16 protein-coding genes are annotated in these 14618 nt (G+C 50.5%); 10 read left to right on the top strand and 6 right to left on the bottom strand.

What is annotated here, in order from left to right:
• Positions 1-179 precede the first annotated feature (179 nt).
• Together U9S71_RS09235 and U9S71_RS09230 are read left to right on the top strand one after the other, a co-directional pair.
• Positions 180-641, top strand: a complete 462-nt coding sequence (locus U9S71_RS09235; protein ID WP_326326955.1) for an Xre family toxin-antitoxin system antitoxin — start codon at positions 180-182, stop codon at positions 639-641.
• Positions 641-1120 carry an RES family NAD+ phosphorylase gene (locus U9S71_RS09230; RefSeq protein WP_326326954.1) on the top strand — a complete coding sequence of 160 codons (480 nt, stop codon included), beginning with the start codon at positions 641-643 and terminating at the stop codon, positions 1118-1120. Before U9S71_RS09235 ends, U9S71_RS09230 begins: the two co-directional genes overlap by 1 nt.
• Here U9S71_RS09230 and U9S71_RS09225 read toward each other — a convergent pair.
• Genes U9S71_RS09225 through U9S71_RS09210 form a run of 4 tightly spaced genes read right to left on the bottom strand, consistent with a single transcriptional unit; the run spans position 1104 to position 4828 of the window.
• A complete protein-coding gene (locus U9S71_RS09225) occupies positions 1104-2351 on the bottom strand; it encodes a nucleoside permease (RefSeq protein ID WP_326326953.1) in 1248 nt (415 codons plus the stop codon). The two genes, U9S71_RS09230 and U9S71_RS09225, sit on opposite strands and share 17 nt — an antisense overlap.
• A gap of 59 nt (positions 2352-2410) precedes the next feature.
• On the bottom strand, positions 2411-3022 hold the full coding sequence (locus U9S71_RS09220) for a bifunctional nuclease family protein (protein ID WP_326326951.1): 612 nt from the start codon (positions 3020-3022) through the stop codon (positions 2411-2413).
• Between the two features lie 55 nt (positions 3023-3077).
• The gene (locus tag U9S71_RS09215; protein WP_326326950.1) at positions 3078-4052 is read right to left on the bottom strand and encodes an electron transfer flavoprotein subunit alpha/FixB family protein; all 975 of its coding nucleotides are present in this window, start codon (positions 4050-4052) and stop codon (positions 3078-3080) included.
• Between the two features lie 38 nt (positions 4053-4090).
• Entirely contained in the window at positions 4091-4828 is a 738-nt protein-coding gene (locus U9S71_RS09210) for an electron transfer flavoprotein subunit beta/FixA family protein (RefSeq protein WP_326326948.1), read from the bottom strand.
• 124 nt (positions 4829-4952) lie between these two features.
• On the opposite strand from U9S71_RS09210, the gene prpB reads away from it, so the two are divergent.
• The 6 genes from prpB (at position 4953) to U9S71_RS09180 (ending at position 10028) form a co-directional block, all read left to right on the top strand.
• Positions 4953-5837: a methylisocitrate lyase gene (gene prpB / locus U9S71_RS09205; protein ID WP_326326946.1), complete on the top strand. Its 885-nt coding sequence runs from the start codon at positions 4953-4955 to the stop codon at positions 5835-5837.
• 55 nt (positions 5838-5892) lie between these two features.
• Positions 5893-7050 (top strand): bifunctional 2-methylcitrate synthase/citrate synthase, encoded by a 1158-nt coding sequence (gene prpC / locus U9S71_RS09200; RefSeq protein ID WP_326326945.1) that lies wholly within the window; start codon positions 5893-5895, stop codon positions 7048-7050.
• 49 nt (positions 7051-7099) lie between these two features.
• Positions 7100-8554: a bifunctional 2-methylcitrate dehydratase/aconitate hydratase gene (locus tag U9S71_RS09195; RefSeq protein WP_326326943.1), complete on the top strand. Its 1455-nt coding sequence runs from the start codon at positions 7100-7102 to the stop codon at positions 8552-8554.
• Positions 8555-8591: 37 nt separating this feature from the next.
• Entirely contained in the window at positions 8592-9287 is a 696-nt protein-coding gene (locus U9S71_RS09190) for an RluA family pseudouridine synthase (RefSeq protein WP_326326941.1), read from the top strand.
• 58 nt (positions 9288-9345) lie between these two features.
• A complete protein-coding gene (locus U9S71_RS09185; protein WP_436410314.1) occupies positions 9346-9624 on the top strand; it encodes a hypothetical protein in 279 nt (92 codons plus the stop codon).
• Positions 9625-9725: 101 nt separating this feature from the next.
• Positions 9726-10028 carry a DUF983 domain-containing protein gene (locus tag U9S71_RS09180; RefSeq protein WP_326326940.1) on the top strand — a complete coding sequence of 101 codons (303 nt, stop codon included), beginning with the start codon at positions 9726-9728 and terminating at the stop codon, positions 10026-10028.
• Here the strand turns inward: U9S71_RS09180 and rfbC are convergent.
• The gene (rfbC, locus tag U9S71_RS09175; RefSeq protein WP_326326938.1) at positions 10025-10573 is read right to left on the bottom strand and encodes a dTDP-4-dehydrorhamnose 3,5-epimerase; all 549 of its coding nucleotides are present in this window, start codon (positions 10571-10573) and stop codon (positions 10025-10027) included. The genes U9S71_RS09180 and rfbC overlap by 4 nt on opposite strands.
• Before the next feature lie 4 nt (positions 10574-10577).
• Positions 10578-10874 carry a DUF4286 family protein gene (locus tag U9S71_RS09170; protein WP_326326937.1) on the bottom strand — a complete coding sequence of 99 codons (297 nt, stop codon included), beginning with the start codon at positions 10872-10874 and terminating at the stop codon, positions 10578-10580.
• Positions 10875-11116: 242 nt separating this feature from the next.
• Between U9S71_RS09170 and U9S71_RS09165 the strand changes: the two genes are divergently transcribed.
• Complete coding sequence (locus U9S71_RS09165) at positions 11117-12922, top strand: S9 family peptidase (protein ID WP_326326935.1); 1806 nt, start codon at positions 11117-11119, stop codon at positions 12920-12922.
• Positions 12919-14586 carry a sensor histidine kinase gene (locus U9S71_RS09160; RefSeq protein WP_326326933.1) on the top strand — a complete coding sequence of 556 codons (1668 nt, stop codon included), beginning with the start codon at positions 12919-12921 and terminating at the stop codon, positions 14584-14586. The genes U9S71_RS09165 and U9S71_RS09160 overlap by 4 nt, the downstream gene beginning before the upstream one ends.
• Positions 14587-14618: the final 32 nt, after the last annotated feature.

Genomic DNA, 14618 nt, shown 5'->3' with positions numbered 1-14618 from the left:
TTTGGGTTTAGAAATAAATTTGTTGCCAACAAAGATAGTATCTTTTGATGTGTAATGCAAATATTTTTAGTTTTCTTTTATCAAGACCTCCGTGTCTGCCCTGGAATGCGTCGTAGCCAGTGTCAATAACTTGTTTTGAAATACGACAAATTATCCTTACTTTTGGAAAAATGTCGCATATGGAAGTAGGTCACAGAAAGGAAACGAAGGTTTATTGGGATGTCGCATCGCTATTAGGCGGCAAGAAAGTCTTGGGTACGACCGTAAAAACGGAGTTTGACCTCATCGAACTGAGTAATGAGGGGTTGAAACGTGAATCGCTCGACGCATTGATTTCGTTTTTATGTGTCGCAAAGAAATATTTTGTGGAAGAGGTACTCGATCTTTCGGTGAAGACGATTGAGCGCAAGCGACCTGACGATAGACTGGGTCGGCATACCTCTTCACATATCATTGAGATTGCCAAAGTAGTGGAGCATGCGGTGGCGGTTTTCGAGGATGATGATAAGGTACGCGATTGGTTGACCACGCCCAACCGATCGATAAACAGTATGCGTCCGTTGGAGCTGTTTCATATGCCTACCGGTCTTGCACTGGTCAATACGGTATTAGGGCGTATTGAAGAGGGGGTGTATTCTTGATGCAGCTCTACCGGATTGCGAAGACGAAGCAGCGGACCACCGACTTATCAGGGATGGGAGCCTACAAATTTGGAGGACGTTGGAACAATCCGGGCACCTATATGCTCTATACCAGCGAAAACAGCTCGCTGGCTTACCTGGAAAACCTGGTGCATTTCGATGCGGCTATTACGCCGCCGAAGTTGTTTATCATGGAAATCAGCGTAATGGAGAAGCCGGGGATGATCTATACCTTGCCCGATTCGGCGTATCCCAAGCAATGGATGAAACTTGGGCAACTGGAGAACAAACGGCTGGGCGATCGCTTGATGCGGGACGCCGGTTACCTAGGCGTCCGGATACGTTCGGCCGTCAATCCGAAGGAATTCAATTGCTTGTTGAATCCATTATACCCGGGCTACCATGAGTTGGTGCGCGTAACGTCGGTGGAGCAACTTCCCGTAGACGGTCGCCTTATGCACATCAAGATGGGGAAGTGACCAGCGTGGTGGCTACCCGCCGATCGCGGAACACCAACAAGAAAAGAATAGCCAGTACGAGGGCATAGCCGGCAAAGGTAAACCAGATGCTCGGCCAGTCGCGAATACCATCTACGCCTGTAAAATGATCGACCACCCACCCACTTCCGTAGCCGCCGATGATGGCACCGAAGCCATTGGTCATGATAATAAACAAACCTTGGGCGCTCGAACGGATTTTCGGCTCGGCAACTTTCTCCACATACAACGAGCCCGAGATATTAAAGAAATCGAACGCCATGCCGTAAATGATCATCGACAGTACCAATAGATAAAGTTTGTCGGCAGGATTCCCCAGTCCGAACAGCCCGAAGCGGAAAACCCAGGCGATGATGCTAAACAGGATTACTTTGCGGATACCGAAACGGGTGAGGAAAAAGGGGATCAACAGGATGAAGAATGTCTCGGAGAGCTGCGAGATGGAAAGTAACAAGTTGGGGTGCTGCACGCCGAACGAATCGGGGTACATGGATTTGAAATCGTTTAGAAATGGTCCACCAAACGCATTGGTAATCTGCAGCGCAGCGCCCAACAGGAGCGAGAAAAGGAAGAACAGCGCCGTGTTTCTCTTTTTGAGTAATACAAACGCATCCAACCCTAAAGATGATATGAGCGTTTTTCTGCGGGTTTCGTCGAGATAGGGCGGTGAGGGCGGAACGGTGAGGGCATATCCGGCCAGTAATAAGCCGGCTGCGGCCGATACGTACAGTTGGTTGGTGCTTTGGGTCCATCCCAGCAGGTCGACGGCCCACATGGCTACGATGAAGCCAACCGTACCCCAAACCCGGATAGGAGGGAAGGCCTTCACCACGTCGAATTGCCGCTGTGAAAGCACATTGTAGCACACCGCATTGGATAACCCAAGGGTAGGCATATAAAACAGCGAATTAAGCAGCATGAAACTGTAAAACGAACTGAAATCCGTCATGTTCGCCGCGCCAATCAACGCACAGGCACCGATAAGATGGGCGGTGGCGTAGACCCGCTCGGCATTCACCCAGCGGTCGGCCACGATACCGAGCAAGCCTGGCATGAAAATGGAAGCGATACCCATGGTGGAGTAAACCGACCCGATCTGCAGGCCCGAAAATCCGAGTTGACTACCCATATAACTACCGAGCGATATGAGCCAAGAGCCCCACACAAAAAACTGAAGGAAATTCATTACGATCAGTCGCGTCTTTATCGGCATGGCGATCGGCTATTTGGGGCTGTGACCCCGGAAACATGACAGGTGGGCTGCGGGTTCATTCAGGAGGATTTTCGACGCGTGATTTCGTCGCGGATGCGGGCAGCTTTCTCATAAAGCTCATCGGACAGCGCCTTCGCCAGCGTGTCCTGAAGCTGGTCATCGCTCATCGACGTGAAAGACGATTTGACGTCGTTGGTTACCATGGTTTCGGGGGTATCTGTACCGGATGGTTCGATGTTTTCCAGAAAAACAAAATCATTACCTTCGATGACAATACCCGCTGAGGCTAAGATGAACTCGTAGCTGTATACGGGTGCTTTGAAGCGGACAGCTAATGCAATCGCGTCTGATGTGCGGGCATCGATTTCAGTTTGTTTACTACCATCATTGAAGAGTATTTTTGCATAGAAGATACCATCTACCAAGTTATAAATAATCACCTCGTCGATGCGGATGTGGTACGTTTCGGCAAAGGCCTTGAACAGGTCGTGTGTAAGCGGTCGGCTCGGCTTCATCTTCTCGATTTCGATGGCAATTGCCTGCGCTTCGAACCCGCCGATGATGATGGGAAGTCGGCGGCGCCCGGTCACCTCGCCAAGCACAAGTGCATAGGCACCCGATTGGGTTTGGCTGTAAGACAGACCGACGATATCTAGTTTAATTTTCTTCATACCTGATTGGATGCAGGATTACAAAGATGCGAATTGTTATCGAAAAACCAACCGATCAGTTGCCTTTATACGCTTTTATAGCCGCAGTCAGTTTGGGTACGACTTCGAAAGCATCGCCCACGATACCATAATCAGCTACTTTGAAAAAGGGCGCCTCGGGGTCCTTATTGATGACCACGATGGTTTTTGAAGCGCTCACACCCGCCAGATGCTGGATGGCCCCCGAGATGCCGATGGCGATGTATAGGTTGGGGCTCACGGCGATACCGGTTTGGCCGACATGTTCCGCATGTGGACGCCAACCGGCATCAGAAACCGGCTTGGAGCAGGCCGTAGCCGCTCCGAGGATATCGGCCAACTCTTCGATCATCGCCCAGTTTTCTGGCCCTTTAAGTCCACGGCCGGCGGATACCACGATTTCCGCATCGGGGAGGGATATTTTGTCCGTTACGCGGACGATATCCCGAATCACGGCTTGCAGGTCGCTCGCGGAGACATCAGGGCTGAAGGTTTCTATCGATGCCGTGCCGCCCGTTTCACGCGCTTCAAACGCATTGGGGTTCAGGGCGACCACCTTTTTGGCCGCATTAAGTTCAGTTAAGGCAAAAGCTTTGCCCGAAAACGCCGTTTTCTTTACCCTTAGCTTGTCGCCGTCAATCTCTGGCAATTCTACTGCGCCATCGGCCAAGGCGGCCTCCAGCTTGGCGGCCACCCGTGGCGCCAGTCCCTTGCCACTGAACGTATTGGAGATGATTACGACGGTAGCTCCTGTATGTTGCGCAGCCGCAGCGATGACAGACGCATAGGCCTGGTTAATGAATTGCGTGAGCCTATCAGACGACACGTGGAGCACCTTGGCCGCGCCGTAATTGCCCAGCGCTGCCAGATCGGCCGGTTCCACGTCACCGATAGACACGGCCGTAACCGAGGCGCCCATCAGGTCGGCGATAGCCTTGGCATAAGAAACCACTTCGTACGCTGATTTTTTAAACTTTCCTTCCGTATGTTCGGTATATACTAGAACTGACATGGTACGTTTATTTTGCTATTTGACATATGGTTTCACTACTAAATCACCCGGGCTTGGCTGTGCAACAGGTCAACCAATTTTCCCACATCGTTGGCATCGACCAGCGTAACGCTGCTCCGCGGCTCGGGCGATTCGTAACTGACGATGCGGGAGAGCTGGGGTACCGATATCGGGGGGACGACCTCCAATGGTTTGGTGCGGGCACTCATGATGCCACGCATATTTGGGATGCGGGGCTCTGCAACACCTTCGGCGGTACCTATGACCAGCGGCAATGGGATGGAAAGTACCTCTTTACCACCTTCGATTTCGCGGTCTACAATGACCTTGTTACCATCGATATCCACACGTTTGGCGGTCGACACGGAAGGGATGCCCAATAGCTCGCCGACATAGGCAGCTACTTGGCTACCATTGTAATCAATCGACTCGCGCCCGGTAAGGATGAGGTCAAACGGGTGGTTTTTGGCGTAGGCGGCAATCTGTTGTGCTACGAACCACGCATCGCGAGGTGCAGCGTCCACACGCACAGCTTCGTGGGCACCGATGGCTAATGCCTTTCGGATGGTGGCTTCCGTAGTAGCCTCGCCAACGTTGATGACAGTGACCTTACCGTCCCCGCCGTCGGTCAGATCGATAGCCTTAGCAAGCGCAATCTCATCGTATGGATTGATGATGTATTGGATGCCTGCCGTGTTGAGCGCCGTACCCTCAGCCGTAAACGTGATCTTCGACGTGGTGTCCGGAACATTACTGATGCAAACTAATATATTCATAACAACTGGTTTTCTACAAAAATCAGCAAACTTTTTTTATTATGCAAGCATAGTATTTTATTGACGTAGCTTGTCCACGTCGATCGTATGCTGTATATTTACGGCCATTGCAAAATAAGCTACGATGAATGAAAACACCTCTTCCGCCGGTAGGCGTTGGCATTTAGCTATGCAGGCCGAGCGACCACTGCAGATTGTTGGTGCCATTAATGCCAACCACGCTTTGCTCGCTGCGCAGGCAGGTTTTAAAGCCATATACCTTTCGGGGGGCGGTGTGGCTGCGGGTTCTTTGGGCGTGCCCGACTTGGGTATTACCCAACTGCCCGATATCCTGGTGGATGTGGAGCGCATCACCAACGTTTGCGATACACCCCTGTTGGTGGATGTGGATACCGGATTCGGCCCGTCGGCATTCAACGTGGCGCGGACGGTGAAAAGTCTAATAAAAGCCGGCGCCGCAGCCATACACATGGAAGACCAGGTAGGGGCGAAGCGCTGTGGCCATCGCCCGAACAAAGAGCTGGTGAGCAAAGCGGAGATGGTAGACCGGTTGAAGGCGGCTGTGGATGCACGTACCGATGATCGGTTTGCCATTGGTGCCCGTACCGATGCGCTGGCGAACGAGGGATTGGAGGCGACATTGGAAAGGGCAGTGGCGTATACGGAGGCAGGTGCCGATTTTATTTTTGCCGAGGCGGTGAGCGAACTGTCTCAATACCGTGCTTTTACCGATGCAACGGGACTGCCGGTATTAGCCAATATCACCGAATTTGGCATGACACCCCTATGGAGTGTAGCAGAACTGGAAGCGGCGGGCGTAGGGCTGGTGTTATACCCGCTGTCTGCATTCCGCTCGGCCAACAAGGCGGCAGCGAACGTCTATAGCCACATTCGTAGGGAAGGTACCCAAAAAGCAGTGCTCGACACCATGCAGACACGAGTAGAATTGTATGAAAGCATCGGGTATTACGATTACGAACGGAAGCTGGATGAGTTGTATGGGAAATAGTCGTTAGTCTTATTGTGAAGAAGTGAACGAATGATAATGCATAAATAGATACGTGATGAGTGATAGCAACCAGCAAACGGGTTTTAAGCCTAAGAAATCGGTGGCCTTGTCGGGCGTAGTAGCAGGAAACACTGCCCTATGTACGGTGGGCCGGAGCGGCAATGACCTTCATTACCGCGGCTACGATATCCTCGATTTGGCCGAGGGGGCTTCTTTTGAAGAGGTGGCACACCTGCTTATCCATGGGCGACTGCCAACCGCCACGCAGTTGACGGCTTACCAGCGAAAACTGAAATTGCTGCGCGGGCTGCCTCAAACCGTAAAAAAAACGTTGGAACAGATACCGGCTGCAGCGCATCCCATGGATGTGATGCGTACCTATACGTCGGTGCTGGGCTCTATTTACCCCGAGCGCGACGCTCATAACCCGGTAGGCGCTCGCAACATCGCCGATAAGCTATTGGCATCCTATGCGTCCGCGCTGTTATATTGGTATCACTACGCCCATCACGGCCGACGTATCGACGTGGAAACAGATGATGAATCGATCGGTGCTCATTTTTTGCACCTGTTACATGGCCGGGCCCCTTCTGCATCATGGGCGAAGGCGATGGCCATATCACTCAACCTGTATGCGGAACATGAGTTCAATGCGTCTACGTTTACCGGTCGCGTAATTGCAGGTACGGGCTCCGATATCTACTCGTGCATTACGGGAAGCATCGGGGCACTCCGTGGACCGAAACACGGCGGCGCTAACGAAGTAGCTTACGAGATCCAGAGCCGGTATTCCCATGCTGATGAAGCTGTCAACGATGTCAAGGAGCGCCTGGCTCGCAAAGAGGTGATTATCGGCTTTGGCCATCCGGTGTATACGATTTCCGATCCGCGGAATGCGGTCATTAAAAAGGTGGCCAAGAAGCTTTCGGACGAAGCGGATGATATAGGCTTATTCTCGATTGCAGAGCGTTTGGAAACACTACTCTGGGAGGAAAAGAAGATGTTCCCAAATCTGGATTGGTTTTCGGCAGTCTCCTATCATCAGATGGATATTCCAACCTCTTTCTTTACACCGTTGTTTGTCATCGCCCGCGTAACCGGATGGAGCGCCCATGTGGTGGAGCAAAGGGAGGATGGCAAGATCATCCGGCCTAGCGCGAATTATACGGGACCGGATCCCATACATTTTGTTCCGCTAAACCATAGGAAATAGTCTTAATCAAACCATATCCGATAAGAACATAAAAGAACCAGATCAACTCATGTCATTACACCCTTCGAACGAACGGCCCGAAACCGATAAAGTAATCGCAGACATCGTGGCGTATGTACTCGATTACGAAATCACCAACGAACTGGCTTTCCAAACTGCCCATTATTGCCTCTTAGACACCTTGGGTTGTGGATTTGAGGCCTTGACTTATCCGGCGTGCACCAAATTATTGGGGCCGGTAGTGCCGGGTACCGTGGTGCCGCATGGTGCAAAGGTGCCGGGTACGGGCTACCAGCTAGATCCCGTGCATGCCGCATTCAACATCGGAGCGATGATCCGGTGGCTGGATTTTAACGATACGTGGTTGGCCGCGGAATGGGGCCACCCATCCGATAACCTGGGGGGCATATTGGCTACGGCCGACTGGCTTTCGCGTACGGCAGTTGCCAACGGTAAATCTCCGCTTACCATGCACGATGTGCTGGACGCGATGATCCGTGCCCACGAGATACAGGGTGTGATGGCGCTCGAAAATTCATTCAATAAGGTGGGGCTCGATCATGTGATCCTCGTAAAGCTGGCGTCAACGGCCGTGGTGGGTAAGCTGATGGGACTGGATCGTGACGAGCTGGTTAATGCCGTGTCGCTGGCTTTTGTCGACGGCCACTCGCTGCGCACCTATCGGCATGCCCCCAATACCGGAAGTCGCAAATCGTGGGCAGCGGGAGATGCGACCTCGCGGGCAGTGCGGCTAGCACTGATTGCCAAAACGGGCGAAATGGGATACCCTTCGGTCCTTACCGCAAAGACATGGGGTTTTTATGATGTGCTGTTTACCGGCAATGCATTCAAGTTCCAACGGCCATACGGCTCATATGTGATGGAGAATGTACTCTTTAAAATATCATTTCCGGCCGAATTCCATGCGCAGACGGCGGTGGAAGCGGCCATGGCCCTGTACCATAAATTGCATGAACACGGGAAGACAGCCGCTGACATCCAACATATCCGTATCCGTACACACGACGCGGCGATTCGCATCATCGACAAGAAAGGTCCGCTAAACAATCCGGCCGACCGAGACCATTGCATCCAGTACATGATTGCCGTACCGCTGATTTTCGGACGGCTGACAGCCGCAGACTACGAGGATAACATCGCGGGCGACCCCCGGATCGATGTCCTGCGCAACAAGATGGAGGCTGAGGAGGACGTCGGCTTTACGCGTGATTACCATAACCCCGATAAACGGTCGATCGCCAACGCGCTCACCGTAACGTTGGTTGACGGCACCATCTTGGACGAAGTGGTGGTGGAATACCCCATTGGCCATAAGCGTCGGCGAGAAGAAGGGATGCCCGTGTTGATTGAAAAGTTCAAAACCAACCTCGCCCGTATTTTTCCAGCTAAGCAGCAACGGCTGATAGCGGGCTCATCGCTGGATCTCAACGTGCTATCGGCAATGCCGGTACACGAGTTTGTGGACTTGATGGTAACTCCTTAAATAATTACCTTTGCAGGGTACGTGAAGATACTGGGATATGCCTATTACCGATAAAGACATCATCTACGAGGACAACCATTTGCTCGCCGTTAACAAGCGGGCCGGATACTTGGTGCAAGCCGATCCGGGCGGGGACGAGCCGCTGGAAGACATGGTCAATAAATACCTCACCAAGAAGTATGACAAGCCTAACGGCGCCTTTGTGGGCGTGGTACACCGGCTAGACAGACCCGTAAGCGGATTGATTCTCTTTGCCAAAACAAGCAAGGGCCTAGAGCGCATGCAGCGGTTATTCAAAGACCGGGCCATCCGCAAAACCTATTGGGCGGTGGTGCGCAGGCCGCCCGAAGAGCCGAGCGGCAAGCTGGTGCATTGGCTATCGCGCGACCGCACGCAGAATATCACCAAGGTACACACCGAATCGGCCCAGAGCCGGGTGTACGCCGAACTCGATTATCTGCTACTGGGCGAGTTGGGCGGATATTACCTGATCGAGGTATATCCGTTGACCGGTCGGACACACCAGATACGTGCGCAACTGGCCTCCATGGGGTGCCCCATTGTGGGCGATCATAAGTACGGTTACCCAAGGGGTAGCTTACGGCGTACGATATGTTTGCATGCCAAACGGCTGTCTTTTGTGCACCCTGTTAAGGATGAGCCCCTCGAATTGGAAGCCAAGTTACCCAAGGATGGCTTCTGGGATCGTTTTGAGGTTTTTGACGATAATTGATGCATCCGAAGAAGGTTGCCGGTTTGCATATCAACTCAACTTTAGGTAAGTTTGTACCATGAATATCATAAAGCGTTTCTTAGGAACGATGGCGCTGGCGGCCACGCTGATAGCTGTCCTTCCCGATTGCGCCGATGCGCAGTGTGCCATGTGTACGCTCACCGCTGAAAACGCTACCCAAAACGGCAATAATCAAGGCAAGGGCCTCAATAAGGGGATCTTATTTTTGCTGGCTATACCGTACTTAGCTGCGGCAGGCGTCGGGGTACTTTGGTATAAGAAATACCGTGGCAAAAAGACAGTGACCATGGATGACGAGCCCATTGTGTTGAATTAACACAACCGATGGCACAACATACCTCGAAAATCAGGGCAATTATAGAATCAAAATGCCCCAAGTGCAGGGTGGGGCAGATGTTTGTGGGTAGCTCTTATCAGATGAGGCGACAGCGTATGAACGATATATGCCCGCATTGCGGATTCCGTTTCGAGATTGAACCCGGATATTTTTATGCAGCCATGTATGTGAGTTACGGAATATCCATGGCACAACTCATTGCCGTTGGACTATTGACCTACGCACTAACCCGAAGCGAATCGCCCTGGGTTTACCTCATCGCATTGTTGGTAACGACTGTGGTTTCCGCACCGTTTAACTATCGTTATTCACGCCTCATCCTGCTCCATTGCCTTACGCCGAAAGTGAAATACGATCCGAAATACGAAGACGAACTGATTTAAAACGGACTCGTGATTTCTTTTAACAGCGGTAACCGCCTGTCCTTTTCCGAAACAATCAGTTGATCTGCAGCCAGCGGCCAATCGATATGCAGATCGGGATCATCCCAGCGCACACCTACTTCGCCGCTTTTGTCGTAAAACCCGGTTACCTTATAAGCAAATACGCTATGGTCTTCGAGGGCAAGGAACCCGTGTAAGAAACCGGGCGGGATCCATAGGGCGTTGGCTTGGCCGGCATCCAGGGTGATCGAAAAGGACTTTCCGTAGGTTTCGGATTGTTTACGGATGTCGACAACGACATCCAGAACGCTACCACGCAGTACCCGCACCAGCTTGCCCTGAGTCTGGGGCCCTGCTTGGGCATGCATGCCGCGCAATACGCCGCGATGCGAATACGAAAGATTATCCTGAACGAAGGTTTCGCGGATGCCGTTCGCATGAAAAGCTTTTTCGTTGTAGGTTTCAACAAAAAAGCCCCGCTCATCCGGCCAGATTTGCGGCTCGATAACGACAAGGTCGGGTATGGGTGTGGATTTGAATATCATTCAATTAATCGTTGAGGTATTTCATGGTGCTGTCAAAAAACACGATTTTGCCCGGGTACTGTGCATGGAGTCCCGTTTTAAGGACGGTCAAGCCACCTGCCTGGAAGTCGGCGATGGTCGCCCGGTCTTTGCAGCGGAGCTGTACGCAATACGTGGCCCCATCGTGGGGCGAATCTAGCAGCTCCAAAAGTGAGAACACGGCATCGGGCAGCTGTTCGTCAAATCGCGCCACATGGAGATGGGTTTTTACTGCCTCGCGGATGTCATTTTCCACAATGATCGTGACATTGTATAAATACATGGCGCGAAGATACATAATATGTCTAAAATTAATCGACTGCACCAGTTGGATAAACAAAGTTAAATTCGGATATTTAAGCGTGTAAAATTAAGGTTGCATAGCACCCTTTTACCGTAAAATTTTCCACCTTTGATTGATCAGTGAAGGGAATATTGTTATTTATGCTGCGCACTGCTTTGTTTTTAACTGCCGCTATAGCGGTTTCGTGCTTCTTGAAAGGTTGCCAAGGCCAGAAAAGTCAGTTGATACCTGTAGCGGATTTTTTTTCCGAACCAGCGAAGACCAACTTCCAAATATCGCCCAATGGTGAGTACATAGCCTATTTGGGGCTATATGGCGGTGAGAAGAACATTTATGTGATATGCGCCGGTGAAGAAGGAAATCCACAGCGTATCACCACAGAAACCGAGTGGGGCATCCATTCCTATTTTTGGGCGAACGACAATGAATTGGTCTTTACCAAAGATAAAAGGCACGATAGCCTTCAGATTTTTGCCGTACACCGAACAACGCTGGCGGTGCGCCATCTGATGCGCCCATCCACGGTGAAGTTGCGATGGATATCGCCCACCAAGGTAATCAATAACAGTTTCCTGATATCACTCAATGAGCGGGATTCGTCCGTTTTCGATGTGTATCGGCTCCGCACCGATGCCTGCAAGAAAGAACTCGTTGCCAAGAACCCTGGTAATATCATTCGGTGGTATGCGGATCTGAATGGCGAATTGCGGTTGGCATTGGCCAGCGACAGTGTAAAAGAAACCATGTTGTACCGCGACAGCGAAGATGAACCTTTCCGGCCGGTGATAAGCAATAGCTTTAAAAATTCGATTATGCCACTTGGATTTTCGACAGGAAAACGAAGCCATGTATTTGCATTATCTAATTTGAACCGGGACAAGCTGGCGCTGGTTGAAATCGATATGAAAACGGGTAACGAGGTGGCGGTTATCTACAGCCATCCCGACGTCGATATTGACCATGGCGGCTATTCCAACGACCGTGGGAAGATGGCCTACGCTACCTATGCCACTTGGAAACAACAACGGCATTTTCTCGATGCGAAAACCGAACGGGTATATGGAGCCATCTGCAAAAAATTGGCGGGTTATGAAATCGATATATTGGATCGGGATACGGCCCGTAATCGGTTTATCGTACAGACGTTTACCGACAAGGACCCGGGCGCCATATATTATTATGACATGGCGGGCAACGCGCTGGCGAAACTGACCGATAACAGTCCGGCGTTACGCGACTGCCTGCTTGCCGGGATGAAACCGGTTACCTATCAGTCGCGCGATGGTCGTCAAATTAACGGCTATCTAACGTTGCCACCAAATACAAAGGGATCAAAAGCGCCGGTAATCGTTTACCCACATGGCGGCCCCAGTGCCCGCAGTAAATGGGGCTTCAACCCGGTTGTTCAGTTTTTTGCAAATCGGGGGTTTGCCGTTTTCCAGATCAATTACCGGGGCTCAAGAGGATATGGCAAGGCATTTTGGTCGGCAGGATTTAAAGAATGGGGAGGTAAGATACAAGATGACATCACCGATGGTGTTCACTGGCTAATCGACGAAGGAATAGCCGACCCGAAACGTGTCGGTATCTATGGTGCCGGATTCGGCGGGTACGCTGCGATGCACGGTGCCTGTTTCAATTCGGATACGTATGCATGTGCCGCTTCCTATGCGGGTTTTACCAACTTGTTTACCTACCTCAAGGAAATTCCACCGCATCTTACTCCTTACCTGCAGATGTATTACGAGATTATCGGCAACCCGGAAACGGAGCCAGGATTGATTAAAGCCATGTCGCCGGTGTTCCATTCGGAAAATATCGACATTCCGGTCTTTATCGCTCAAGGTGGACGAGACAGCCGGAGTGCCGTGAACGAGACCAACCAATTCGTGCAGAAGCTTAGGAAACGTAATATCCCCATCACGTATATGCTGCGTGAGGAAGAAGGGCGTTATTTCCGTAATGAAGAAAACCGGATACAGTTTTACAGTGAACTGGGCGCTTTTTTTGAAAAGTACTTGAAATGACGCACCAACGCAATACGTATCGCGCAAACTATCTTCTGGTCAGCGCCTTTATTGTTGTGGTTGTTGCGTCGTTTGTCGTGGCCACTTTCCTCGCCCGGGACCTCACTGTAAAGTATGTCGAAAACGAGTTTTCATCGCGAAAAGTCGAAGTACTGGAATACAACATAGGGCCGTTCAATGAGTTCTTCCAAAACCGTATACCCGAAATATCGTTCTATCAAGGCTATCTGGATTCAGCCAGTGTGGCCATATATGCCGATAGCATATTGCAAACCTATCCCTTTGTTGAACGGATGGTATTTTATGATGTATCATTAAGTAATAATGAAGCAATCGATTATGGTTTTTCGGCTAACAACCTCGTCGTCTATCCGAAAGGGGTGTATCAGTATAGTGTGCACAGCAAGCTGGATAGCTTATCGACCACCGTAGATCACAACAGGCGGTTGCCGCTATCGCTGTCCGACGATTTCAACAATATGGCAGTGAAGTTTGCTGCCTTCATCGAACGGGTAGATACTTCCAAGGCGCTCCACGACGACGATATTTTCAAGGTATTCTATTCGGTAACACCGGGGAAAATATCATATATGAACATTCCGCGACGCGATGACCTAAAAACCTACAAAGAATTGATGTACGGGCAACACGTGCCTGGCGCGGTATACGAGCAGGACATTTTGACCTATTTTATCGACCCGAATAAACTTTCACTCACGAACACCGTACCCGATTTGTATCAACAGATTCAAATACAGCCACTGGTTTATGAATCCATCGATACCAATCCCAACCTGTTAACTACGGAAACTCCACTGCCAGGCGCGCTGGCCGACTATAAGATTTACTTCAGTTCGAGCAGACCGTTTCTGCGTTCGCAAATCAACCGGCGTTTTTTGCCGGTGATGGCAGGCGTGGTAGGAATATATCTGCTACTGGCTATCGTGGCCTATTTGATTTACCGTAATCTTTATGTGAACAGGCGGATGTTTAAACTGCAATACGACTTCATCAATAATCTAACCCACGAGTTTAAGACACCGGTGAGCGTGATTAAGATTGCTGGCAACAATATTTTCAGTGCGAAGCAGCTTTCAGACCATGAACGACGGCATTACGGGAAGATATTGGATGAGGAAGCAGATAAGCTGAATAACCTGATGAACACCCTGCTTTCCTTTACACAAATTGAAAACAAGTCGATCAAGATGAAGCGGGAAGAGGTTGATTTGCATGAATTTTGTGATCGGGTATTAGCAGCAACACGAATTAAATACGGCGATTTGGCTGTCCGTTGTGAAGTGAATGCGAAAAGTAAGTTATATGTAGACCCCGTGCTGCTGGGCAGCATCTTTCAGAACTTGATAGATAATGCCTATAAATATTCGAAACCAGACAATAAAGTATTGGATATCCACGTAAAGCAAGTGAAGAAACAGATGTTCATGCGGTTTTCCGATAGCGGTATCGGTATTGCCAAAAAAGAACAGACACATATATTCAAGAAGTTTTACCGCGTGCAAAACCAATATAACCAAAAAGGCAGTGTGGGTTTAGGACTTGCGTTTTGCAAGGAATTGGTTAACTTCATGGGCGGAAATATTACTGTGGAGAGTGAATTGGGCCATGGCACGACATTCCGTATCGTATTCCCGATAGATTGATTATCTTACCGGAGGTTTTAAGTTTGAAATGA

The sequence above is a fragment of the Parapedobacter flavus genome (assembly GCF_035818675.1).
Lineage (GTDB): Bacteria > Bacteroidota > Bacteroidia > Sphingobacteriales > Sphingobacteriaceae > Parapedobacter > Parapedobacter flavus.
This window is presented reverse-complemented; position numbering and strand designations above follow the sequence as displayed.

What these genes read in the sequence shown, in the direction of transcription:
- U9S71_RS09235 (WP_326326955.1), top strand. Translation starts at nt 180, where the DNA reads ATGGAAGTAGGTCACAGAAAGGAAACGAAGGTTTATTGGGATGTCGCA.
- U9S71_RS09230 (WP_326326954.1), top strand. Translation starts at nt 641, where the DNA reads ATGCAGCTCTACCGGATTGCGAAGACGAAGCAGCGGACCACCGACTTA.
- U9S71_RS09225 (WP_326326953.1), bottom strand. Translation starts at nt 2,351, where the DNA reads ATGCCGATAAAGACGCGACTGATCGTAATGAATTTCCTTCAGTTTTTT.
- U9S71_RS09220 (WP_326326951.1), bottom strand. Translation starts at nt 3,022, where the DNA reads ATGAAGAAAATTAAACTAGATATCGTCGGTCTGTCTTACAGCCAAACC.
- U9S71_RS09215 (WP_326326950.1), bottom strand. Translation starts at nt 4,052, where the DNA reads ATGTCAGTTCTAGTATATACCGAACATACGGAAGGAAAGTTTAAAAAA.
- U9S71_RS09210 (WP_326326948.1), bottom strand. Translation starts at nt 4,828, where the DNA reads ATGAATATATTAGTTTGCATCAGTAATGTTCCGGACACCACGTCGAAG.
- prpB (WP_326326946.1), top strand. Translation starts at nt 4,953, where the DNA reads ATGAATGAAAACACCTCTTCCGCCGGTAGGCGTTGGCATTTAGCTATG.
- prpC (WP_326326945.1), top strand. Translation starts at nt 5,893, where the DNA reads ATGAGTGATAGCAACCAGCAAACGGGTTTTAAGCCTAAGAAATCGGTG.
- U9S71_RS09195 (WP_326326943.1), top strand. Translation starts at nt 7,100, where the DNA reads ATGTCATTACACCCTTCGAACGAACGGCCCGAAACCGATAAAGTAATC.
- U9S71_RS09190 (WP_326326941.1), top strand. Translation starts at nt 8,592, where the DNA reads ATGCCTATTACCGATAAAGACATCATCTACGAGGACAACCATTTGCTC.
- U9S71_RS09185 (WP_436410314.1), top strand. Translation starts at nt 9,346, where the DNA reads ATGAATATCATAAAGCGTTTCTTAGGAACGATGGCGCTGGCGGCCACG.
- U9S71_RS09180 (WP_326326940.1), top strand. Translation starts at nt 9,726, where the DNA reads ATGAGGCGACAGCGTATGAACGATATATGCCCGCATTGCGGATTCCGT.
- rfbC (WP_326326938.1), bottom strand. Translation starts at nt 10,573, where the DNA reads ATGATATTCAAATCCACACCCATACCCGACCTTGTCGTTATCGAGCCG.
- U9S71_RS09170 (WP_326326937.1), bottom strand. Translation starts at nt 10,874, where the DNA reads ATGTATTTATACAATGTCACGATCATTGTGGAAAATGACATCCGCGAG.
- U9S71_RS09160 (WP_326326933.1), top strand. Translation starts at nt 12,919, where the DNA reads ATGACGCACCAACGCAATACGTATCGCGCAAACTATCTTCTGGTCAGC.